Genomic DNA, 21,568 nt, shown 5'->3' with positions numbered 1-21,568 from the left:
AGTTCCGCGGGTCCACCTCGCTGAACGTGGCCGTCAACGTCTCGGGCACGGGCACCGCCGCGGTGACCATCGAGACCCCTCGCGTGGCTTCGCTGCGGCTCGACGGTGCCGTCTTGGTCGCCCCTACCGTGACGGTCCTGCGTCGCCCGACGTTTCCGTGGTCACGTTCGACCTCCTGGCGGCAACCATGTCGTCTCGTCCTCGGGTGACTTCCAGATGGGCATGGTCACCGGCATCGGAGGCACGGGGCTCTTTGCCTACTACAACCCGTTCCGCGTGCCGGGCTGCGGCAATGGTCAGCTGGACGGCGCCGAGAGCTGTGACGACGGGGGCATCCTCAACGGCGACGGCTGCTCCTCGGGCTGTCGCATCGAGATCGGCACCGGCGTGTGCACCACCGACGCGCAGTGCGTCTCGGGTGGGCACTGCGACATGACCGGTATCTGCCGTGAGTGCGTCACCAACGACCACTGCGACGACACCAACTCCTGCACCACCGACGCGTGCGTGGCCAACGTCTGCGTGCCCACCTCGCTCATGCAGGGTGCGCTGTGCGCGGGTGGCATCTGCAACGGCGCCGCAATGAACCCGGCGTGCGTGGGCTGCATCGACACGCAAGGGGGGACGACCACCGACCTCGGCTGCAGCGCGGGCTCCCCGCAGTGCACGGCCCAGGGCGGCGGTGTGTTCGCCTGTAGGCTGGACCGGCGGGAAGCACTGCAACGACAACAACGCGTGCACCACCAACACCTGCGCCGCGGGCACCTGCACGTTCCCGCCCGTGATGGCTGGCGTGATGTGCACGCTGGGCGCTGGCAACGGCGTCTGCAACGGCAGCGTGGGCACCCCCGCCTGCGAGGTGTGCGTGGACGACGCACCCGTGGGCATGACGGACTCGGGCTGCACCAACAGCGCGCCGCTGTGCGACCGCTCGAACGACCCTGCGGTCTGCGTCGAGTGCCTCTCCACTGGGGACTGCAACGCCTCGGGCGAGATCTGTGTCGCAGGCACCTGCGACGGCCCGAGCATCACGTACGTGGGGCCGACGGGTAACATCCTGGCGCTCACCGCCAGACCGAACGGCCTGGCCACCCACCTCGCGGACGGCACGCTGCTGAGCGTGAGCGTCACGCAGGACAACGGCATGGACGCCTTCATGTGCACCGGCGTCGTGAGCGGCGGGGTGTGGAGCTGCGCGGTCGACGGCATCACCGGCCTGGTCGAGGGCGGTGAGTACAGCGTGAGCATCACGGGCACCGTGGACGGCGTCATGGTCTCGGCCATGGGCAGCTTCGACGTGGTCGAGTGCCTCGTGGTGGGCGACTGCAACGACAGCAATCTGTGCACCACGGACGCCTGCACCACTGGCGTTTGCGTGAACACCGCGGTCGCGGAAGGCATGACGGGCGCCTGCACCGGCGGCGCGGTCTGCTCGGGCGCGCCCACCAACATGTGCGTGTCGTGCACCGACACGTCTGCCATGGGGACCGACGCGGGCTGCATGGCAATGGCGCCGCACTGCCGCACCTCTGGCTCCGGCTCGCCTTCTTGCGAGGAGTGCCTGGACGACGCGACTGGACTGGACGTGGATCTCGGCTGCGGCGCGGGCAATCCTCTCTGCGTGGGCGGCAGCTGCGTGGCCTGTGTCACGGGTGCCGACTGCGGCGACGGCCTTACCTGCACGCAGGACCTGTGCATGGCTGGCGTGTGCAGCAATCCCCCGGTCATGGAGGGGACGCCTTGCGCCACGGGCGTGTGCGACACCAGCGCGCTCTGCGAGGTGTGCGTGGACAACGGCAGCGGCACGGACCTGGGCTGCGACGCCTCGGCCCAGCACTGCATCGGGGCCAGCGGCTCGCGCCAGTGCGTGGCCTGCACGGCCGACGCGCAGTGCGACGACAGCAGCCTCTGCACCGTGGACAGCTGCGCGTCGAACGCCTGCGACAACGCACCGGTCATCGCCGGGTGAAACGGGCATGTGCGCCGGCGACGAGGTCTGCTCGGGCGATCCCACCAACGTGTGCCTGCCCTGCGCGGACACCGACGCGACCGGCACGGACGCCGGTTGCATGATGGCGGCCCCGCACTGCGATCCCGGCGCCATGGGCGGGAACACGTGCGAGGTGTGCGTGGACGGCGGCGTGGGCACCGACCTGGGCTGCGACGCGGCCACGCCCAACTGCGTGGTCGGCACCGGCGGCGCGAACGAGTGCATCAGCTGCTTGTCGGACGGCGAGTGCGACGACGGCATCGAGTGCACCACGGACACCTGCAGCGCGGGCGCGTGCACCAACCCGGCGCTCGCCGAGTTCACGCCTTGCAGCACGGGCGTCTGCACCGCGGCGTCCAGCTGCGAGGCGGTCGCCGTCACCATCGACGCGCCCGTGGATGGGACCACCATCACGAACGCGATGCCCACCCTCACGGGCACGGGTACGCCGGGCACCACGGTGACCGTCAGCATCGGCGGCACCATGGTCGGCACCGCGCTGGTGGACTCGACGGGCGCTTGGAGCTGGCGCTCACCGCGCCGCTGTCCGAAGGCCTCCAGATGGCGACCGCCTCGGTCACGGTCGGGACCCTCGACGCGATGGACATGAGCTCGTTCACGGTGGACACGGGGACCGTGGTCCTGATCGAGTCGCCGGCGGACGGCAGCACCACGCTGGACGCCACGCCGCTGATCACGGGCACCGGGGAGCCGGGCGCCACGGTGGTCATCACCGTCGACGGCGAGCAGCTGGGCAACGTCACCGTGGACACCAACGGCAACTGGGTGCTCGCGGTCACCACGCGCCTGACGAACGACGTCCACACGGTGGAAGCCGTGGCGACCGACACGGCGGGCAACACGGACGCGGCGACGTCGACCTTCACGGTCAACGCCAGCACGGACCTGGCGATCACGGGCCCGGTCAACGGGTCGGTCATCAACGACAACACGCCCGCCATCTCGGGCACGACGCGGCCGGGCGCCTCGGTCACAGTGACCATCGAGGTCGATGGGACCGACGTGACCATCGGGACGGTGGTCGCGGACAACGACGGCAACTGGTCGGTGACCGTGTCGGACGCGCTGGCGGACGGCTCGTACATCACGACGGCGGTGGCGACCGACCTCGAGGGCAACATGGCGGAGGACTCGGTGGGCTTCACCGTGGACACCGAGACCGAGGTGACCATCGGTGATGTGGACCCGACCACGGGCGTCATCACCGGCACGGGCGAACCGGGCGCTGAGGTGGTCATCACGGTGGACGGCGTCGAGGTCGGCATGGTGACGGTGGGCGTGGATGGCACGTGGTCGTTCGATGGCGACGGCCTGGGCGCTGGCTCGCACACCGTGACGGCGACGGCCACGGACCCGGCGGGCAACACCGCCACGGACACCACCACGGTCAGCGTGGCGGGCCCGGACGGCGGCATGCTGCCGGACGGTGGCGTGACGACGGGCGGCGGCCTCTCGGGCGGCGCCATGTGTGCCACCCACGCCCCGGTAGGCCAGAGCTGGCCGGCGGCGGGCGGGCTCCTGCTCGTGGGCCTCGCGCTCGCGACGCGCCGTCGCCGCCGCTGAGCCGGGTACGACACGCGCCCTGACCGGCGCGTGACCAGCACTGAGACATGGATGAGAGCCGCCCCCCACCGGGCGGCTCTCTCCGTTGGGGGCGGCGCCGTCGCCGCGGGCGCTTTTGCTTTTGCCCGCCTCACCGCCATACTCCGGCGCTGTGCCTCGCCCGCTGCCGCTGCTCGCCGATCTCACGCTCGCGTCTGCGGACAGCCCCGACGGCGACTGGCGGGTGCAGGCGCGCGACGCGGTCACCACGCTGCAGGGGCTAGAGGCCGCACTAGCACTCACGGAGGCCGAGCGCGCCGGGGCAGCACGGGCACTCTCGGGAGGCTTCCCCCTCTCGGTGACGCCCTACTATTTGAGCCTCGCGGACCGGAACGACCCCGCCTGCCCCATCCGCAGGCAGTGCGTGCCCAGCGCGGACGAAGCGGTGGAGGTGCCTGGCGACCTGCGCGACCCGCTCGGCGAAGAAGCGCACGAGGTCGCGCCACACCTGATCCAGCGCTACCCCGACCGGGTGCTGCTGCTGGCCACGGACCGCTGTGCCGTCTACTGCCGCTTCTGCACGCGCTCGCGCATGGTGGGCGACGGCGGTGGTGCGCGCTCCATGGAGGCGCTCGCCGAGGCCTTCGCCTACATCGAGGCCCACCCCGAGGTGCAGGAGGTGATCGTCTCGGGCGGCGACCCCTTGGTCATGAGCACCGCCCGCATCGCGCGGCTCTTCGAGCGCCTCGCGCAGATCGAGCACCTCACGAACGTGCGCCTCGCCACGCGTGCCCCCGTGACCATTCCCCAGCGCATCACCGACGAGCTGGTGCAGGCGCTCCGCAAGGCGCACCCCAGCCTGTGGGTCATGACGCACTTCAACCACCCGAAGGAGCTCACGCCGGAGTCCAGCGCGGCGCTCGCGCGGCTCGTGGACGCGGGGCTGCCCGTCATGAACCAGACGGTGCTGCTGCGCGGCATCAACGACCACGCCGACACCCTCGAGGCGCTCTTCCGCGGGCTGGTGAAGCGCCGCGTGCGCCCGTACTACCTGCTGCAGATGGACCCGGTGCGCGGCACGGGGCACCTGCGCACGCCGCTCGACGCGGGCATCGCCATCATGGGTGCGCTGCAGGGCCGGCTCAGCGGCATCGCGCTGCCCAAGCTCATCGTGGACACGCCCAATGGGCGCGGGAAGGTGCCTGTGGGTCCCGACACCGTGGTGGCTCGCGGTGACGGCCGCACCACGCTGCGCACCTTCCGCGGCGAGCTGGTGGAGTACCTCGACCCGCCCGGCTGAGGCGCGGGCCGGCGCGCAGGGGGGGGGGGGGGGGGGGGGGGGGGGCCCCGGCCCTCCCGGGGGGGGTCCCCCGGGGGGGGGGGGGGCCCGCGGGACGGGAAACAACCGCCCCCGGGGCCCCGTCGGGTCGGCGGGGCCGGGGGGGCCGCCCGGGGGGGTTTTCCCGCCCGAAGACCCCCCCTTTTCCATGGCTCAGCCGCGCACCGGCCGCTCTTCACGACCATCGGCGTGCCGCGCGAAGCGCTCGGGCGTGGCTCCGTGCACCGGGTCGTCGGCGCGCCAGGGCCAGCCGCCGAACTGCGTGCGCTGGAAGTCCATGTAGGCTTGTTGCAGCTCCTGCCGCGTGTTCATCACGAACGGCCCGTGCTGCGCCACCGGCTCCCCGATGGGCTTGCCCTGCAGCAGCAGGAACTCGCTCGCCTCGGGGCCATTGACCATGTCCACCGCCATGTCGGCGCGCAGCTCGAACTGATGCCCGGCGGGAAGGTCACGGCCTGCGGCCCGCAGCCCTGCGCCCTGGTGCAGGTAGATGTTGCGGCGCGTCCCGGCGTTGGCCGCCGGCAGCGTGAAGTGCGCCCCGGGCTCGAGCTTCACCGTCCAGATGGCCACGTCGTTGTCACGCGCGCTGGCCCACGAGTTGGGCGGGGGCGGCGGCGCGCTGGTGTCGCCCAATCGCCCCGCGATGACGGCCACCTCGGTGGCGCGCCCGGCCTCGTCCCGCGTGACGGCGCGCGCGATGGTCTCGTTCCACAGCATGGTGAAGTACGGGTCCACCATCTTGTCGGCGCGGGGCAGGTTGAGCCAGATCTGGAACAGCTCGAGGGGGTTCTCGTTCACGCTGGACAGCAACGGGAACATCTCCGAGTGCTGGATGCCGCGCCCGGCGGTGATCCACTGCACGTCGCCGCCGCCGAAGCGTGCCGCCGCGCCCATGGAGTCCGAGTGGTCCAGCAGCCCCTCGCGCACCACGGTGACCGTCTCGAAGCCGCGGTGCGGGTGACGCGGGAAGCCCGGCACCACCAGCCCGTGGTACATGCGAAAGCCGTCGCGCACCTCGAAGTCGCTGCCCATGTTGCGGCCCGTGAGCGGCACGGTGGGCCCGAACTGCGCGTTGCCCGTGGGGTAGCGGTCCAGGTGGTGCGCGCAGAAGAGGAACGGGTCCACGGTGCGCCAGAGGAAGCCGAGGCGCTCGCTGCCCAGCACGGGGTCGGCGCTCGAGGGGGTGGAGGGTGTCGTCACGTCGCTGCTCCCGGTGGGTGGTTCGTGGGGGGTCTGCGCTCGGCCCGCGGGGCTCTCGTCCACACGGCAGCCCACGGCTGCCGCGGCGCTGGCCGACGCCAGGATCTTGAGGGTGTCTCGGCGTCCGAGCTCGCTCATGGGCTCACCTCGTTGGTCTCGTGCGCAGGTGCCGTGGCGAGCGCCCGCGTGATGGCGTTGCGGAACACCTCTTCGGGCTGAGCGCCGGTCAGCAGGCTGCGCCCGTTGATGATCACGCTGGGCACGGCGCTGATGCCCTTGGCACGCCACTCGGCGGCCTCGGCGCGCACCACGTCAGCGTAGCGCGCGTCGTACAGCACGGCGCCGGCCTCTTCGGCGTCGAGCCCCGCTCGCGCGGCCACCTCCACCAGCGTGGGCACGTCGTCGATGGGGCGCCCCTCCGTGAAGTACGCCTCGAAGAGCAGGCGCTGCAGCTCGAGCTGCTTCTGCAGTCCGGCCGATTCGCGTGCCCAAAACAGCAGCTGGTGAGCCCGCCACGTGTTGTAGATGCGGGTCTCGTCGCTGAAACGGAACGCGAAGCCCAGCGACTCGCCGAGTGATGTCAGACGTGCCCTCGCCGCGCGGCTCTGGTCGCTGTTGGAGCCGTACTTCTGGGCCAGGTGCTCGCCCAAGTGCTGGCCGCCCGCGGCCAGGTGTGGGTTCAGCTCGAACGGGTGGAAGCGCACCTCGGTGGTGTCGGCGAGGCCCATGCCGCGCAGCGTCTGGGCCAGCGTCTCGTAGCCGATCACGCACCACGGGCAGACCACGTCGGAGACGATGTCGATGGTCAGGCGGGGGGTCTGGGGCGGGCGGGTGGACATGGCGGCTTCCCTTCGCGTGGGGTGGCGATCGAGTCGGGGACCGGCCCCGCCCGTTACGCTACGCCCAGGCACAGCCTTACGTCGACAACCCGCTGCGTACGTTGTATATGGCCGTCCATTCGGCTCGCGTGACGCCCAGCGCGCGGAGAGCTGCCCAGCCCAGCAGGAGATACCCATGCAGAGAGCGCTGACGCTCTATCAGAGCACCATCGGCAAGAAGGTGGCTATGGCCCTCTCGGGCCTCGTCATGGTCGGATTCACGGTGGGGCACATGCTCGGAAACCTGAACGCCTATGTCGGTGAGGACGCGTTCAACGAGTACGCGGCCACGCTGCACGAGGCCTGGTACATCCTCTGGCCCACGCGCTTCGTCCTGCTCGCCGCCGTCAGCGTCCACATCGTGTCCGCCTTCTCGCTGGTCACCCGCAACAAGGACGCCCGCCCGCAGGCCTACCACATGACCAAGCACACGGAGGCCACCTTCGCGAGCAAGGCCATGCCCGTCAGCGGCATCGCGCTGCTGCTGTTCATCGGGTTCCACCTGCTGCACTTCACGCTGGCGCCGCAGCTCTTCAACGAAGTGCACTTCGAGAACCCGTTCTGGAACTTCTACGCGGGCCTCTCGCACCCGCTGCTGGCCGGCATCTACATCGTCGGCAACCTGGCCCTCGGCCTGCACATCTACCACGGGTTCTTCAGCGCCTTCCAGACCATCGGCGCCAACCACCCCAAGTACAACCCGCTGCGCCGTGACGCCGCGGTGGGCCTCGCTACCATCCTCACCCTCGGCAACCTGATGTTCCCCGTCAGCGTCCACCTCGGGTTCATCGAGGCTCCCGCCGGCTACGCCGCCGCGATGGCCGACGCCAACGACTCGCCCGCCAGCGACCACTGACCAGCAGCTTCGGAGAGATCATGGAACTTCGTTCGAACGAACCCGATAAGTCGATCCCCATCGAGCAGCGGTGGACCCAGCACAAGATGAACGGGAAGCTCGTGGCTCCCGCCAATCGCCGCAAGTACGAGATCATCGTCGTGGGCTCGGGCCTCGCGGGCGGCGCTGCGGCGGCCAGCCTGGGCGAGATGGGCTACAAGGTGAAGTGCTTCTGCTTCCAGGACAGCCCGCGTCGCGCCCACTCCATCGCGGCCCAGGGCGGCATCAACGCCGCCAAGAACTACCAGAACGACGGCGACAGCGTCTACCGCCTGTTCTACGACACGGTGAAGGGCGGCGACTTCCGCGCCCGTGAGGCCAACGTCTACCGCTTGGCCGAGCTGAGCGTGAACATCATCGACCAGTGCGTGGCGGCCGGCGTGCCCTTCGCGCGCGAGTACGGCGGCCTCCTGGCCAACCGCTCCTTCGGTGGCGCGCAGGTCTCGCGCACGTTCTACGCGCGCGGTCAGACTGGGCAGCAGCTGCTCCTGGGTGCCTATTCGGCGCTCGAGAAGCAGATCGAGGCCGGCACCGTGGAGATGCACACCCGCAGCGAGATGCTCGACCTGGTGGTCGTGGACGGCAAGGCACGCGGCATCGTCACGCGTGACCTCAAGACCGGCGAGATCAAGCCGCACGTGGCCGACGTGGTGGTGCTCTGCACCGGTGGCTACGGCAACGTCTTCTACCTGTCCACCAACGCCATGGGCAGCAACTGCACCGCGGCGTGGCGCGCGCACCGCAAGGGCGCTCTCTTCGCGAACCCCTGCTACACGCAGATTCACCCCACGTGCATCCCGCGCGCCGGTGAGTACCAGGGCAAGCTCACGCTCATGAGCGAGTCGCTCCGCAACGACGGCCGCGTCTGGGTGCCCCGCAAGAAGGAAGACTGCGGGAAGTCCCCGGACCAGATCGCCGAGAAGGACCGCTACTACTACCTGGAAGAGAAGTACCCGGCCTTCGGCAACCTGGTCCCGCGCGACGTGGCCAGCCGCAACGCCATGTACGTCTGCGACCAGGGCCTGGGTGTCGGGCCCGTCGTGGACGGTGAGCGCCGCGCCGTCTACTTGGACTTCGCGGACGCCCTGAAGCGCCTGGGTCGGCCCACCATCGAGGAGCGCTACGGCAACCTCTTCGACATGTACCAGCGCATCACCGGCGAGTCCCCGTACACCACGCCGATGCGCATCTACCCGGCCACGCACTACACCATGGGTGGCATCTGGGTGGACTACAACCTCATGACCACCATCCCGGGCTTGTTCTCGGGCGGTGAGGCCAACTTCAGCGACCACGGCGCCAACCGCCTGGGCGCGTCGGCGCTCATGCAGGGCCTGGCGGACGGCTATTTCGTGCTGCCGTACACCGTGGGCAACTACATCGGCACCGAGGCCAGCAAGCGCGTGGGCCAGCGCACCTTCCCGGAGCTGGGCGAGGATCACCCCGAGGTGCAGAAGGTGGTCAAGGACGTGAAGGAGCGGGTCAAGCGGCTGATGAACGCCCCCGAGCCCAAGCACGGCCCCGACCACTACCACCGCGAGCTGGGCAAGATCATCTGGACCAAGTGCGGCATGTCGCGCACCAAGGCCGGCCTCGAGGAGGCTCTCCGCGAGATCCCGAAGCTGCGCGCCGACTTCGAGAAGCACCTCAAGATCACGGGCACCGGCGAGGAGCTCAACCAGACGCTCGAGAAGGCCGGCCGCGTGGAAGACTTCTTCGAGCTGGGCGAGCTGATGTGCCTGGACGCGCTCACGCGGGAAGAGAGCTGCGGCGGACACTTCCGCGCGGAGCACGAGGACGACGGCGAGGCGCTGCGCGACGACGACAACTTCGCGTTCGTGTCGGCCTGGGGCTACACGGGCAACTCCGCGAAGCCCGAGCTCCACAAAGAGCCGCTGACCTTCGACTACGTCAAGCCCAGCAAGCGCAGCTACAAGTAACGGAGCAGGACAGACATGACCACGTTCAACATCACGCTCCACGTTTGGCGCCAGAAGTCGCCGCAGGCCCCCGGCAAGTTCGAGGACTACAAGGTCCTGGCCGACGAGCACATGAGCTTCCTCGAGATGCTCGACGTCGTGAACGACGACTTGATCGCGAAGGGCAAGGAGCCCATCGCGTTCGACCACGACTGCCGTGAGGGCATCTGTGGCGCGTGCGGCATGGTCATCAACGGCGAGGCGCATGGCCCGCAGAAGCTGACCACCACCTGCCAGCTCCACATGCGCCAGTTCAAGAACGGCCCCTTCGACATCTGGATCGAGCCGTTCCGCGCCGCGGGCTTCCCGCTGCTCAAGGACCTGGTGGTGGACCGCAGCGGCTTCGACCGCATCATCCAGGCGGGCGGCTACATCTCCATCCGCACGGGTTCCCCGCTCGACGCCAACGCCACGCCCATCCCGAAGCACGTGTCGGACATGGCCATGGACGCCGCCGAGTGCATCGGCTGCGGCGCCTGCGTGGCCGCGTGCCCGAACGCGTCGGCCAGCCTCTTCACGGCCGCCAAGATCACCCACCTTGGCCTCTTGCCGCAGGGCCAGGCCGAGCGCCCCGAGCGCGCCCGCAACATGGTCACCGCCATGGACAACGAGGGCTTCGGCGGCTGCACCAACCACGGCGAGTGCGAGTCCGCGTGCCCGAAGGGCATCTCGGTGGACTTCATCGCGCGCATGAACCGCGACTTCGTGAAGGCCTCTGCCACGGCGTACGAGCGGGCCAGTAAGGGCGACGGCGAATAGGGCGCGAGGGGCCGCAAATCGCCCGATCGCGGCTTACGTCCGCGCGGCCGAGCTCGAAATCCAGACGGATTCCTTCGCCCGGCCGCTGTGGGCGCGCTCGCGCTCGAACGATTTTCGGCCCCTCGCGGGCCTGGATTCAGTTCGAAGCTGGCGCGGGCGGCATCGGCGCCACGTAGTGCGGGTCGTCTTCGACCACCGGGACCTCGAGGGGGAGGGTCTCGGTGGGCTCGTCCATGGGGAGGACGGGGTGCTGGCCGCGCCGGGCCGGGCCCCGCAGCGTGCCGTACTGCGGCCGCCGCCCGGGACGTGACCAGTCCACCCAGTGGGTGCGCTCTTCGCGGGCGTCCACGTGGACGAAGTTGCTGCGCGGGTACAAGCCACAGCCCACCGCGTCGATGGTGCGGCAGTACTCCCAGAGGGTGCGGTTGGGCACGTCGGCGATCTGGATGTCCGACGCGATGCCCGCCACATGCTGGCTGTCCGTGCCGCTGAAGCGCCGCGGCTCGCGGAAGCCGCTCACCACCGTGATGGCGCGGCCGCCGAAGTGGTCGCTGAGGCGCGCCAGCAGCAGGGCGAGACGCGGGGTGGTGTGCCGGTCCGCGTCTCGCTCGTTGCGCCGCATCATGGCCTCGAGGTGGCGCAGACCTGCACGGCTGACGCCGCGCTCCACGCGCAGATGCGAGACGATGGGCTCTTCTCCCGGCCGGCGCAGCTCCACCCGCCCAGGCTGCTCGGGCGCACCCCAGTCTGCAGGCGCCTCGGGCGCAGGCTCGAAGCCCGGCAGCAGGAGGCGGTCACCGGCGCGCACTCGTGCTCCGGGCCGCAAGCGGTTGGTCCGCCGCAGGGCCTCCACGCTCACGTCGTGCTGACGTGCGATGCGCTCCAGCGTTTGTCCGGCACGCACGTAGACCTCCCCTGGGGTGGGGATGGTCAGCTCTTGGCCTGCCCGGATTTGGCTGCCACGCAGGCGGTTGGCTGCCTTGATGTCGTCCACCGAGACGCGGTACCGGTCCGCCAGCTGACCCAGCGTCTGACCGGCCCGCACCGTGTGCCGGCGCGAGGCGTCTGCGCGGAGGGGGCCAAGTAGGAGGGCGGCAGCGACGGCCAGCGTCGCGACCGCAGCCCAGATGGTGGGGGGCATGCGCATCGCGAGGCAGTATGCCGGCTGCCGCCGATAGGGGCAACGCTCAGCGCTGCGTGTTCCAGTTCTCCCCGTCCACGTCCAGGGTGTATTGTGTCCCTGGCTGGATTTCCTCGTTGCGCCACTCCTTCCAGTGGCCGCTGCCATCCACTACGCGGATGTCCCAGATGCCGGCGGTGATGTTGGAGAGCGTGAGCGACTGCCCGACGCTGAGGGTGTTGCTGCCCAGCAGGTCCGCGCCCCAGTTCGAGTCGCTCGACTGGCTCATGTAGACGTAGAAGATGGCTTCGCGGGAGACGTTGCGCAGGATGACGGTCGCTGGCGCGCCCTGGACGATGGGGCCGGTGGTGGTCCCCACGCCACCGCCGCCGCCGCCGCCGCCGCAACCGATCAGGGCGGCCATGCTCACCAGGGTCAGCGTGATGGCTGCACGCTGAGCCACGGAACGGATGTCTTTCATCATGTCTGTCTTTCCCTTTCGTGCGGATGTGCCAACCCCGGCGGTACCGCGATGTCGGAAAAGTCTGCAATCAACACCCGGACGATGGCAAGCATCGATGTGCTTGGTCGGTTGGAATTCGTCCGAAGGCACGGTGTATGGTGCCGGCCATGCGACTTCATGTGCGAGCGGCGCTTCCCAGCCTGACCGTGTTCCTGGCCACCCTCTTGGGGGCATGTGGCTGGGGCGGGCCGGTCGAGCTGCCCGCGGGCTTCAGCGGCACGGAGACCCTGACGGGGCGCTTGGAGGGTGGCTCCATCGAGGCGCGCGAGTGGGGCCATGGCTGCACCGGCTTCGTCTCCGCCGAGCCCGACCATGAGGTGATGAGCGCCAGCACGCTGCCGTACGCTCGCTTCGTGGTGAATGGTGGTGCGCTCGACACCACGTTGGTGCTGCAGCTCTCGGACGGAACGTTTCGCTGCAACGACGACGGAGACGGTCGGCATCCCGTCGTGGAGGGGCCGCTCCCGGCTGGCCTGACCAAGGTGTGGGTGGGCGGTTTCCGCGCCTCCGCCGAGGGCGACTATCGCCTGGGAATCAGCACCGTTCGGGACATGAGCGCCGCCAGCCTGGCCGCGCCCTGACCATCCTCCGGCGAGCCGTCGCCCACCTACGGCCGAGCGCGCCGCCCGATGTTGTCGCAGAACCCTGCGGGCGTGTAGAACGTGAAGCGGTGCGGTCCGAACACCACCTCCGAGCCGTCTGCCAGTGGCACCGGCGTGCGCGCCGCGAGCTTGTGCCCGTCTACCCAGGTGCCGTTCCGCGACTCGGCGTCGGTCAGCGTGTAGCCCGCCTCGGGCGTGCCCGAGAAGTACGCGTGGTACTTGGAGACGCGTGGGTTGGGCAGCCACACGTCGGCGTTGCGCGCCCGGCCCACCCCCACCCGGTCGGCGAACGCAGCGCCTGCAGCCTTTCGCACGAAGCGAACCTCGCCGGCGCGGATCTGGGGCCGGTCGTCGGCCGGTGCGGCCCCAGCCTTCTGCATCTCGGCCAAGAACTGGGTGCGCGACATGAACGCGGTGTGGAAGCTGGCCTCGGTCTCGGTCTCGAGGTTCTCGCGGGCAACCAGCACCGGAGCGGCGAATTCAGCGAGAAAAGCCGGGCGGCCGCGGCGTTCGAACCACTCCCGGTACCACTCGATGCGCTGTACGGGTTCCACTTTGAACAGTATTCTACAACACGAACGTTTTTACAACTGTCGGTCACGAATTGGCGGTGCGCCGTGGCCCACCAGCCAACGCGATGAAGGTACGCTCGCCCGATGAGCGAGTCACAAGAAGTGCGGAAAAAGAGTCACTGGGGCTGGGGCTGGGAGGATCGCTTCCCCAGCGCCGACGAGCGCCGGGAGCGTGGAAAGCAGGCGCAGCTGCTGCTGGGCTTCGGGCCAGAGCGCGTGGACGAGCCGGTGCCGCTCGCCGCGGTGGAGCTGCCCCCGGCGCGTGTCACCCCTCCGGCGTCGCTGAGCGCCATCGCCGACCTGGGCACCGAGGCCCGCGTGCGGCACACGCACGGCCGCAACTTCCCGGACATCCTGCGCGGCTTCCGCGGCGACTTCGCCGGGGCGCCCGACATGGTGGCTTTTCCCGAGAGCGAGGCGGACGTGGCGAGCGTGCTGGACTGGGCCAGCAGCGAAGACGTGGTGGTGGTGCCGTACGGCGGCGGCACCAGCGTGGTGGGCGGCATCTCGGCGGGCGGCGAGCGCCCCTTCGTGTCGCTGGACCTCTCGCGCCTCGACCGGCTGTTGGAGGTGGACGCGGTGTCGCGCAGCGCGCGCCTGCAGGCCGGCGCCAGCGGACCGCGGCTCGAGGCCCAGCTGGCCGAGCACGGGCTCACGCTGCGCTTCTTCCCGCAGTCGTTCGAGTTCGCCACGCTCGGCGGGTGGATCGCCACGCGCGCGGGCGGCCACTTCGCCATGGGCCCCACGCACATCGACGACCTGGTGGAGAGCACGCGCACGGTGACCCCGCGGGGGGTCCTCGAGACGCGTCGCCTTCCCGGCTCGGGCGCGGGGCCCAGCGCCGACCGCATGATCCTGGGCAGCGAAGGCACGCTCGGTGTCATCACCGAGGCCTGGGTGCGCGTGCGCCCGAAGCCCACGCAGCGCAGCACCGCCACGTGTCTGTTCAAGGAGTGGCGCGACGCCGTGGCTGCCGTGCGGGCCATCTCGCAGTCGGGCCTCTATCCGGCGAACTGCCGCTTGCTGGACGCGCGCGAGGCGGCGCTGAACCTGGTGAGCATCGACAGCAGCGCAGTGCTGATTGTGGGGTTCGAGGGGGCCGACCACGCCTTTCACGCGCCCATGGCGCGCACGCTCGAGCTGGTGGCGGACCACGGCGGCCGCTGCCCGCAGGGCGCCAAGCACGCCGACGCGGGTGAAAAGAGCGGCGACGAAGGCGGAGCCGGCGCGTGGAAGCGCGCGTTCATCGACGCGCCCTACATGCTGAACCTCATGGGCAGCATGGGCATGGTGGTGGACACGTTCGAGACGGCCTGCACGTGGGACCGCTTCGAGGCGCTGCACGCCGGCATCATCCAGGCGGTGCGCGACGTGATGAAGCGCGAGGCGGGGCGCGGCTTCGTGTCTTGCCGCTTCACGCACGTGTACCCCGACGGGCCGGCGCCGTACTTCACGTTCGTGATGCCGGGGCGTGAAGGCGGCGAGATCGCGCAGTGGCAAGCCGTGAAGCAGGCCGCGAGCGACGCCATCCTACGTCACGGTGGGACCATCACGCACCACCACGCCGTGGGGCGCGTGCACCAGCCGTGGTACGCGCAGCAGGTGCCCGACCTGTTCCGCGAGGCGCTGCGCGGGGCCAAGCGCGAGCTGGACCCTGCCGGCATCATGAACCGCGGCGTGTTCGCCCTCTGACCCGACCGGCGCCGCAGGACACGCCGGGTGCCCGAGACCGACGAACGCTGGTAAGCTCTGCGCCTTCATGGATGTCATCTGTCAGAACTGCGGTACCGAGTACGACTTCGACGAGACCCTGGTCTCCGAGCGTGGCACCACCGTCAAGTGCACTCAGTGCGCCCACCTCTTCAAGGTCTACCGGCCTGGAGGAGGTGACGCGCGCCCTTGGAGCATCCGCCACCGTGACGGCCGCGAGGAGCTCGTGCCCACCCTGCGCGACCTGCAGAAGCTGATCGCGACCAACGTCCTCAGCGAGTTCGACGAGATTGCCCGTCAGGGGGACGCGTACAAGCCGCTCGGCTCCATCGCCGAGCTGGCCACCTTCTTCTCGCAGGCCCGCGCGTCGCGGCCAGACTCCTCGCCGCCGGCCGCCCGCACGTCGTCCATCCCAGCAGGCGCACCCGGCCCGCGTCGCTCGAAGGGCACGCTCATGGGGTACTCGCCCGGCAGCGAACCCGTGACCACGCCGCAGCTGCACGGGAACTCCATGCCCGGCGCTCCGCGGCAGAGTGAGGTCAGCCCGGCGCACAGCCCTTCGCTAACGCCGGCCAGCGTGCCTCCGCCGCCGCTCCCGCCGGCCAGCGTGCCGCCGCCCAGCGCGTCCATGCCGTCGCCCGCGCCTGGCCCTGCGCAACCGCGACCCATCGCCAAGCCTCCCGAGCCCGAGCGCGCCAACCCCGCGGCGGCCGCTGCGGCCAAGGCGTCGCATCGCGCCATCGCCGCCACGCGCGCCAGTGACATGCTGGAAGAGCCCATTGCGCCTCCGGTCACGAAGTCACGCGCCCCCGTCATGCAAGTCGATGACGACGACGACGTGAAGATCAAGGGCGTGGGCTCGCCCAAGTGGGGCCGCTGGGTGTTCCTGGTGGCGCTCATCGCGCTCGGTGTCGTGGGCTATCTGCAGCGCGACGCCATCATGGCGCAGGTGCAAGCGCTGCGTGGGCCGCCACCCGATCCCGCAGCCAGCTTCCTAGAAGAGGCCGAGGAGCTGCTGCGCCGCGACGACGCCGACGGCTATCGCCAGGGCATCCACGAGATGATCCGCGCCACGGCCGTGGCCGAGCGTGACCCGCGCGTGCTCACCATGCTGTCGCGCGGCTACAGCCTCAAGGCGCAGCTGCACGAGTTCGACGCCCAGGATCTGGTCGCCGATGCGGGCGAAGACCCCGCGCGGCTGGCCGAGGCGGCTGGGCTCCGACACGTGGCCCGCGACGCGGCGCAGGAAGCCCGACACAAGGCCGAGGATGCGGTGCGCGAGGCTCCCGATTCCGTCGAGGCGCGTGTGGCCCTGGCCGACGCGCTGCGTCTGACGGGCGACCTGATCGGTGCACGCCGGCACTACGAGCGCTCGCGTGACCTGGCGCCCACGGCCAGCGCAGACCAGCTCACCGTGGGAGCGCTGCTGGCCGCGGCAGAGCAAGAGGACCTGGGCGCCGCCGTGGAGCTGGCGCAGCAGGCCGTGGGTGCCGACGCAGGGCTCATCCGCGCGCGCATCGTGCTGGCCCGCGCGCTGTTGGCGTCGGGCAACGGTGAAGCGGCTCGCGCTCACGTGGCGCACGTGCTCGCCTCTCAGGCGGACCACGCCGGGGCGCTGGCGGTGCGCCGGCGGCTCGACGGAGAGGCGCCGCAGCCGGCCGCGGCCGAGGAGCCGGAGTTGGCGCCAGCGGTGGTCGTGGACGCGGGTGTGGCGGCGGACCCCTCTGGGAGCGAGGGCCAGCCCCGCGTGGGCGCCGACGGCACAACGGAGGGGCGCGACAACCGCACCTTCGACGAGATGCAGGCCGGCGGCACGGACACGTCCGGCACGCGTCCCCCTGCCGGCACCGACGTGGCGATGGACGACGGCCGTCCGCCCGAGGGACGTGACTACAGCTGGTACATCCAGAACGGCGACACCGCGCTCTCGGGCGGCAACCTCTCGCGCGCGGACGCGTTCTACCAGGCGGCCCTCGAGGTGCGGCCGGGCTCGTCGGAGGCCACCACGGGGCTCGCCAACGTCATGCTGCGCCGCGGTCGTGCGGACGACGCCGTGGTGCGCTTCCGGGCAGCCACGCGCCAGGGCTACGGGCCCGCGTTCATCGGCCTCGGCCGCGCCAACGAGTCCCTCGGGCGGCGCAGCGAAGCCATCCAGGCCTACGAAGACTACCTGCAGCGCAGCCCCAGCGGCTCACTGGCCACCACCGCGCGCCAGCGGCTCGAGGCGCTGCGACCCACGCCCGCGCCTGGCCCGGCGCCCACCCCCACGCCGACTGTGGAGGACACACCGCCGCCACCGCCGCCCCCGCCGCCTGCGCCCGAGGGAGATCCCGCGCCGGGGCCCGCATGACCGAAGCCGCCCCTCCGCGCCGTCGGCGCTGGGTCTGGCCGCTGGTGTTCGTGGGCCTGCTGTCAGCGTGCCTCCTGCGCTGCACGGTCGGCGGCGGGCCGGCCCTCGATGCCTCGGGAGGCACGGGCGCGGTCGAGGTGCGCGAACTCGCGCTGCGTGCCCCGCCCTCGTCGGGCCCGGGCCGCGGCGGCCTCGGGTCGGGCCGCGAGCCCACCATGCAAGAGGTCTTCGAGCAGCTGCGGCTCGTGGAAGAGCACGACTCGGCGCGTGGCGTGTTCCTGCGCATCGGCTCCATGGGCAGCGCCTGGGGCCGCGTGTCGGACTTGGTGGAGGCCATCGAGCGCGTGCGCGCCACGGGCAAGCCCGTGCACTGCCATTTCGACAGCCTCGACAACGCGGGCTTCGCGCTGGCGGTGCGCGCGTGCGACCGGCTCAGCATGACCCCCGCCGGCCACCTCAACCTGGTGGGCGTGGCCGCGCAGGTCTTCTACGCGCGCGAGCTGCTGGACAGCGTGGGCGTGCGCGCCGAGGTCATCGCCATGGGGCGCTTCAAGAGCGCGGGCGACATGCTCACCGAGACCACCATGCCGGAGGCGGCGCGCGAGGCCACCGAGGCGCTTTTGGACGACGTGAGCGCGGGCCTGGTGAACGCCGTGGCGCTGCGCTTCGAGGGCGACGCCGTGCGCGCACGGGCCGCCATCGACGCTGGTCCCTACGGCGCCGAGGCGGCACGCGCGGCGGGGTTGATCGACGCCGTGGCCTTCGACGACGAGGCGCGTGAGCACGCTCGCCGCGCCGGTGACGCGCCCAAGGTGCGTGCGCTCTCGCTGCCCGTGGCAGGGCAGGGTGCGGGCCTCGGCCGCGTGCTCGAGGTGCTCATGGGTGAAGACCCGCGCGACGCACTGCACGAGCCGCACGTGGCCATCGTGCACGTTACCGGCAGCATCGTGGACGGTGAAGAGCAGAGCGGCGCCGCCGCCGTGAGCGGCCCGTTCGTGGAGGAGGTCCGCCGGCTGGCCGATGACGAGAGCGTGCGCGCCGTGGTGCTGCGCATCGACTCCCCCGGCGGGTCCGCGCTGGCGAGCGACCGCATGTGGCACGCCGTGCGGCGACTGGCGGCGCGCAAGCCGGTGGTGGCCTCGCTCGGCGACGTGGCGGCCAGCGGTGGCTACTACATCGCGTCCGCGGCGCGCGAGATCTACGCGCACCCCGCGTCCATAGTGGGCTCCATCGGGGTCATCGGTGGCAAGGCCGATGCCTCGGGCTTGTTCGATCGCTTGGGTGTGCGCCCGGTGGTGATCACGCGCGGCGCGCGCGCGGCGTGGATGACGCCCACGCGCGGCCTCACCGAGGACGAGCACGCGGCGGTGTCGGGCATGCTGCGCTCGGCGTATCAGCGCTTCCTCGGGCGCGTGAGCGCGGGGCGCGACATGCCTCGGGCGGCCGTGCACGAGGTGGCGCAAGGCCGCGTGATGAGCGGCCTCGCTGGGCACCGCGCCGGGCTGGTGGACACGCTGGGCGGGCTCACCCCCGCGCTGGCCCGGGCGCGCGAGCTGGGTGAGCTGCCAGCGGATGCGCCCTTCGACGAGTGGCCGCGCCAGGCGGGCATGTTCGAAGCGCTGGCCGAGCTGGCGGGCGGCGGGGCCAGCACGGAGGCCACTACGTTCGGTGTCTGGATGCAGCTCGCCGAGAGCATCTCGCCCGAGGTGGCGGACGTCGCGAGCGCGCCGCTCTTGCTCTGCACCGAGCCCGTGCTGACCGCCTTGCCGTACAGCGTCGACATCCGCTGAACTCCTCCGCTGCGGTGCGTGGTCCACGCTACTCCAGGGAGCGCTCCGGTCGCTTCCCCTGCAGCACCAGCACCAGCTCGACTCGCGACTGGACACCCAACTTGCGATAGATCGCGTCCAGTTGGTTCCCCACGGTCTTCGTGCTCACACCGCGTGCGCTTGCGATCTCTCGGTTGCTTCGGCCGGCGTAGACGAGGAGTGCAATGCTCTGCTCGGCCTCCGTGAGGCCCTCCGGCGCTGTGGGGTCCGGGTGCTCGAACGAGAGCCACACGAGCTCCTCCGTCACCGGATGCACGCGCAGGTCGTGGGGCGTCGGAATGGCGGGCTCTGCCTCGAGACGCTTGTGACTCACGTGTTCGACTCCTCGTGGTCGCGTCTCGAAGGGGGTGCTGCTTGGCCGAACAGGCGCACCAGCTCTGCGCGGCCGGAGAGGCCGAGCTTCCGAACGGCGCGCGTGAGCTGCGAAGACACCGTCCCCTCCGCGATGCCGAGGTGATAGGCGACGAGCTTGTCGGAGTAGCCGCGGGCCGCGAGGCGCGCGATGCGCGATTCGAGGTCGGTCAGCCCGCGGGGATCCACGACCCCTTCCGGGTTCTTGTGCGCGAGCATGAAGCGGCGACCGTCGGAGTCGAACTGCTCCACCAGGGACCAGCGGCCGTCGACCAGACCTTCCCAGACCGCGAGCGCTTCGGCGTCGCGCCCGGCGCTCGCGGTGCGTGCGCGGTCGATGTTGCGGGTCAGCAGCCCGAGCATCTGGCGCGCGTCCTTGTCGCTCGCCTCGCCTTCCGCGTGCACGATGTGTCCGAGCGGGTCGAGGACCGCGCCGTCGACGGGGGCTGCGACAGAAGTCCCCAGCTGCGCCGACAAGCGACGTCGCAGGCGCAGGCCGGCCTTCACGTGCGCGCCGAGCCGCAGCCACATGGTCCGCTCGGCGGGCCGGAGGTGTCCGAGTTGCTGCAGCCTGCCCACGATGCACGTCGCGCCGTGCCCGTCGATGTGGTGATTGAGCGAGAAGTGCAGGTCGGCAAGGTCCAGACCGAGCGTGACGCTCTTGCGGCCCTGGGGAAGTGCCAACTCTGAGAGCAAGAGATCCTCGACTGGCTGTGGCAGGTGCGAGTTCACCTGCGCTTCGAAACCCGAAGCGCGCTGCGCGTCCTCGTCAGTCGCCGTTCCGTCGCGAACACGGTCGAGCGAAGCGCTGAGGCCCGCGATGATCCCTGCGACGTCGCCCTCGCCGCGGCCCGCTTGAACGGGGTGACTCAGATGCATCCCGGTCTCGTCGAAGTCGATGTGGTAGGCGATCACGGTGTCGGCGCGCATCAGCGGAAGTACGCCCTCACTCAGCCTCAAGAGCCAGATGTCTTCCGACGAGCGCAGGTCGTAGCAGGCCTCGACGACCGAGATCGGATCCCCAGTTCTGGCGCGCATAGCGGGCCGAGATTGTATGATCGAACTGGGATGGGCAAGCGATTCGCACTAGCCCGAGGGGGGATCCATGCGCTTTGCGTGCGACCGATGTGTGCGCTTGTGGGTGCTCTCGCGAAGGGAAATCCCCATGGCGGGCCCGGGCCGCCACGGCGCACGCTTGCGCGATGTCGAAGCCGTCCGCAGTCTCCCGCCCCCACGTGCTCCTGCCGCTCGTGCACGTCGTCCTAGCGAGCAGCAACACTGCGGATGAAGCTGAAGTCCTGGGTCTGGGCGACGGGGCCAGCGATGGAACGTGGTGGTCGCAAGTCGTCACCCCGGGCTCGGAGACCACGATCGCGCTCACGAACGGCGCGCGCCTCGTGTGTCCAATCGTATGGAGCTGGCACGCGCGCCGGACGGGGCGCGCGGTTGCCCCTGAGCGAGCGTCCTGGATGCCGGACACTCCACGCCGCGCGATTCCAGGAAGGCAGACATCGAGGAACACAAATATCGGAGGCTTCATGCGGCACACCCCGTGCTCTGAAGCTCACCCGTGAGTGCGGTACACGAGCGGTTCTGGGTGGTAGACGAGAATGGGCAGACTCTGTTCGGGCATGATCCCAACACGCAGTTGCATCCCGAGTGGTGCGCCCTTGCGGAGCGCCTGCTGGGCAGCGCACACCCCGGGCCTCTCTCACTCGCGGTGCCAGGGGCAGAGCTGACGGCGTGGCGGCTGATGGCCACGGATGCCGCGTTGGGGTCACCCGCCGCCGTGGTGCTACGCGCGCGTCCGTTCGCGCGTCGCACCAGGGCGGCTGCTCAGCGCGACGCGGCAGCCGTGCCCGACTTGACGCCACGGCAGCTGGAGGTCTGCGAGTGTGCCGCGAGCGG

At 70.6% G+C, this 21,568-nt stretch carries 19 protein-coding genes and 1 pseudogene; 12 read left to right on the top strand and 8 right to left on the bottom strand.

The annotated features are described in order from the left end of the window. Window positions 1-216: 216 nt before the first annotated feature. Window positions 217-369, top strand: a pseudogene (locus IPI43_29855) (DUF4215 domain-containing protein). Here IPI43_29855 and IPI43_29850 read toward each other — a convergent pair. Continuing rightward, window positions 297-608, bottom strand: coding sequence for a hypothetical protein (locus tag IPI43_29850; GenBank protein ID MBK7778266.1), 312 nt, complete (start codon window positions 606-608; stop codon window positions 297-299). The pseudogene IPI43_29855 and the gene IPI43_29850 overlap by 73 nt on opposite strands. Before the next feature lie 74 nt (window positions 609-682). Between IPI43_29850 and IPI43_29845 the strand changes: the two genes are divergently transcribed. The 4 genes from IPI43_29845 to IPI43_29830 all read left to right on the top strand — a co-directional run bounded on the left by IPI43_29845 (window position 683) and on the right by IPI43_29830 (window position 4,853). Next, window positions 683-1,969 carry a hypothetical protein gene (locus IPI43_29845; protein MBK7778265.1) on the top strand — a complete coding sequence of 429 codons (1,287 nt, stop codon included), beginning with the start codon at window positions 683-685 and terminating at the stop codon, window positions 1,967-1,969. A gap of 7 nt (window positions 1,970-1,976) precedes the next feature. After that, a complete protein-coding gene (locus tag IPI43_29840) occupies window positions 1,977-2,600 on the top strand; it encodes a hypothetical protein (GenBank protein ID MBK7778264.1) in 624 nt (207 codons plus the stop codon). Further along, window positions 2,552-3,574 (top strand): hypothetical protein, encoded by a 1,023-nt coding sequence (locus IPI43_29835; GenBank protein ID MBK7778263.1) that lies wholly within the window; start codon window positions 2,552-2,554, stop codon window positions 3,572-3,574. Before IPI43_29840 ends, IPI43_29835 begins: the two co-directional genes overlap by 49 nt. An 85-nt stretch (window positions 3,575-3,659) precedes the next feature. Further along, window positions 3,660-4,853 (top strand): KamA family radical SAM protein, encoded by a 1,194-nt coding sequence (locus tag IPI43_29830; GenBank protein MBK7778262.1) that lies wholly within the window; start codon window positions 3,660-3,662, stop codon window positions 4,851-4,853. A gap of 192 nt (window positions 4,854-5,045) precedes the next feature. Here the strand turns inward: IPI43_29830 and IPI43_29825 are convergent, their stop codons facing one another. After that, window positions 5,046-6,230 (bottom strand): pirin family protein, encoded by a 1,185-nt coding sequence (locus IPI43_29825; GenBank protein MBK7778261.1) that lies wholly within the window; start codon window positions 6,228-6,230, stop codon window positions 5,046-5,048. After that, window positions 6,227-6,931, bottom strand: coding sequence for a DsbA family oxidoreductase (locus IPI43_29820; protein ID MBK7778260.1), 705 nt, complete (start codon window positions 6,929-6,931; stop codon window positions 6,227-6,229). The genes IPI43_29825 and IPI43_29820 overlap by 4 nt, the downstream gene beginning before the upstream one ends. 175 nt (window positions 6,932-7,106) lie before the next feature. Here IPI43_29820 and IPI43_29815 point away from each other — a divergent pair, with 175 nt between their 5' ends. From IPI43_29815 to IPI43_29805, 3 genes are read left to right on the top strand one after another with little or no spacing between them, the layout of a single operon-like run. Next, the gene (locus IPI43_29815; protein MBK7778259.1) at window positions 7,107-7,826 is read left to right on the top strand and encodes a succinate dehydrogenase cytochrome b subunit; all 720 of its coding nucleotides are present in this window, start codon (window positions 7,107-7,109) and stop codon (window positions 7,824-7,826) included. Between the two features lie 20 nt (window positions 7,827-7,846). Beyond that, window positions 7,847-9,805 carry a fumarate reductase/succinate dehydrogenase flavoprotein subunit gene (locus IPI43_29810; GenBank protein ID MBK7778258.1) on the top strand — a complete coding sequence of 653 codons (1,959 nt, stop codon included), beginning with the start codon at window positions 7,847-7,849 and terminating at the stop codon, window positions 9,803-9,805. Window positions 9,806-9,820: 15 nt separating this feature from the next. Further along, window positions 9,821-10,603: a succinate dehydrogenase/fumarate reductase iron-sulfur subunit gene (locus IPI43_29805; GenBank protein MBK7778257.1), complete on the top strand. Its 783-nt coding sequence runs from the start codon at window positions 9,821-9,823 to the stop codon at window positions 10,601-10,603. Window positions 10,604-10,739: 136 nt separating this feature from the next. On the opposite strand, the gene IPI43_29800 is transcribed toward IPI43_29805, so the two are convergent. Together IPI43_29800 and IPI43_29795 are read right to left on the bottom strand one after the other, a co-directional pair. Next, window positions 10,740-11,750, bottom strand: a complete 1,011-nt coding sequence (locus tag IPI43_29800; protein ID MBK7778256.1) for a LysM peptidoglycan-binding domain-containing protein — start codon at window positions 11,748-11,750, stop codon at window positions 10,740-10,742. A 40-nt stretch (window positions 11,751-11,790) separates the two neighbouring features. Beyond that, entirely contained in the window at window positions 11,791-12,207 is a 417-nt protein-coding gene (locus tag IPI43_29795; protein MBK7778255.1) for a hypothetical protein, read from the bottom strand. Window positions 12,208-12,353: 146 nt separating this feature from the next. Between IPI43_29795 and IPI43_29790 the strand changes: the two genes are divergently transcribed. Continuing rightward, window positions 12,354-12,827: a hypothetical protein gene (locus IPI43_29790; GenBank protein ID MBK7778254.1), complete on the top strand. Its 474-nt coding sequence runs from the start codon at window positions 12,354-12,356 to the stop codon at window positions 12,825-12,827. Between the two features lie 26 nt (window positions 12,828-12,853). Here IPI43_29790 and IPI43_29785 read toward each other — a convergent pair whose 3' ends face one another. Beyond that, window positions 12,854-13,402, bottom strand: coding sequence for an FHA domain-containing protein (locus tag IPI43_29785; GenBank protein ID MBK7778253.1), 549 nt, complete (start codon window positions 13,400-13,402; stop codon window positions 12,854-12,856). Window positions 13,403-13,504: 102 nt separating this feature from the next. On the opposite strand from IPI43_29785, the gene IPI43_29780 reads away from it, so the two are divergent. The 3 genes from IPI43_29780 (at window position 13,505) to sppA (ending at window position 19,270) form a co-directional block, all read left to right on the top strand. Beyond that, window positions 13,505-15,112: an FAD-binding oxidoreductase gene (locus tag IPI43_29780; protein ID MBK7778252.1), complete on the top strand. Its 1,608-nt coding sequence runs from the start codon at window positions 13,505-13,507 to the stop codon at window positions 15,110-15,112. A gap of 67 nt (window positions 15,113-15,179) precedes the next feature. Next, entirely contained in the window at window positions 15,180-17,480 is a 2,301-nt protein-coding gene (locus tag IPI43_29775; protein MBK7778251.1) for a zinc-ribbon domain-containing protein, read from the top strand. Next, on the top strand, window positions 17,477-19,270 hold the full coding sequence (gene sppA, locus IPI43_29770; GenBank protein MBK7778250.1) for a signal peptide peptidase SppA: 1,794 nt from the start codon (window positions 17,477-17,479) through the stop codon (window positions 19,268-19,270). The genes IPI43_29775 and sppA overlap by 4 nt, the downstream gene beginning before the upstream one ends. 28 nt (window positions 19,271-19,298) lie before the next feature. Here sppA and IPI43_29765 read toward each other — a convergent pair whose 3' ends face one another. Next, window positions 19,299-19,622 (bottom strand): helix-turn-helix transcriptional regulator, encoded by a 324-nt coding sequence (locus IPI43_29765; protein MBK7778249.1) that lies wholly within the window; start codon window positions 19,620-19,622, stop codon window positions 19,299-19,301. Continuing rightward, the gene (locus tag IPI43_29760) at window positions 19,619-20,698 is read right to left on the bottom strand and encodes a hypothetical protein (GenBank protein MBK7778248.1); all 1,080 of its coding nucleotides are present in this window, start codon (window positions 20,696-20,698) and stop codon (window positions 19,619-19,621) included. The genes IPI43_29765 and IPI43_29760 overlap by 4 nt, the downstream gene beginning before the upstream one ends. Between the last annotated feature and the right edge of the window lie 870 nt (window positions 20,699-21,568).

The sequence above is a fragment of the Sandaracinaceae bacterium genome, assembly GCA_016706685.1.
Classification (GTDB): domain Bacteria; phylum Myxococcota_A; class Polyangia; order Polyangiales; family Houyiibacteriaceae; genus JADJJE01.
This window is presented reverse-complemented; position numbering and strand designations above follow the sequence as displayed.

Coding starts and splice junctions, on each gene's coding strand:
- IPI43_29850 (MBK7778266.1), bottom strand. CDS start 608: ATGCAGCCCACGCACGCCGGGTTCATTGCGGCGCCGTTGCAGATGCCA.
- IPI43_29840 (MBK7778264.1), top strand. CDS start 1,977: ATGTGCGCCGGCGACGAGGTCTGCTCGGGCGATCCCACCAACGTGTGC.
- IPI43_29835 (MBK7778263.1), top strand. CDS start 2,552: ATGGCGACCGCCTCGGTCACGGTCGGGACCCTCGACGCGATGGACATG.
- IPI43_29825 (MBK7778261.1), bottom strand. CDS start 6,230: ATGAGCGAGCTCGGACGCCGAGACACCCTCAAGATCCTGGCGTCGGCC.
- IPI43_29820 (MBK7778260.1), bottom strand. CDS start 6,931: ATGTCCACCCGCCCGCCCCAGACCCCCCGCCTGACCATCGACATCGTC.
- IPI43_29815 (MBK7778259.1), top strand. CDS start 7,107: ATGCAGAGAGCGCTGACGCTCTATCAGAGCACCATCGGCAAGAAGGTG.
- IPI43_29810 (MBK7778258.1), top strand. CDS start 7,847: ATGGAACTTCGTTCGAACGAACCCGATAAGTCGATCCCCATCGAGCAG.
- IPI43_29805 (MBK7778257.1), top strand. CDS start 9,821: ATGACCACGTTCAACATCACGCTCCACGTTTGGCGCCAGAAGTCGCCG.
- IPI43_29800 (MBK7778256.1), bottom strand. CDS start 11,750: ATGCGCATGCCCCCCACCATCTGGGCTGCGGTCGCGACGCTGGCCGTC.
- IPI43_29795 (MBK7778255.1), bottom strand. CDS start 12,207: ATGATGAAAGACATCCGTTCCGTGGCTCAGCGTGCAGCCATCACGCTG.
- IPI43_29790 (MBK7778254.1), top strand. CDS start 12,354: ATGCGACTTCATGTGCGAGCGGCGCTTCCCAGCCTGACCGTGTTCCTG.
- IPI43_29780 (MBK7778252.1), top strand. CDS start 13,505: ATGAGCGAGTCACAAGAAGTGCGGAAAAAGAGTCACTGGGGCTGGGGC.
- IPI43_29775 (MBK7778251.1), top strand. CDS start 15,180: ATGGATGTCATCTGTCAGAACTGCGGTACCGAGTACGACTTCGACGAG.
- sppA (MBK7778250.1), top strand. CDS start 17,477: ATGACCGAAGCCGCCCCTCCGCGCCGTCGGCGCTGGGTCTGGCCGCTG.
- IPI43_29760 (MBK7778248.1), bottom strand. CDS start 20,698: ATGCGCGCCAGAACTGGGGATCCGATCTCGGTCGTCGAGGCCTGCTAC.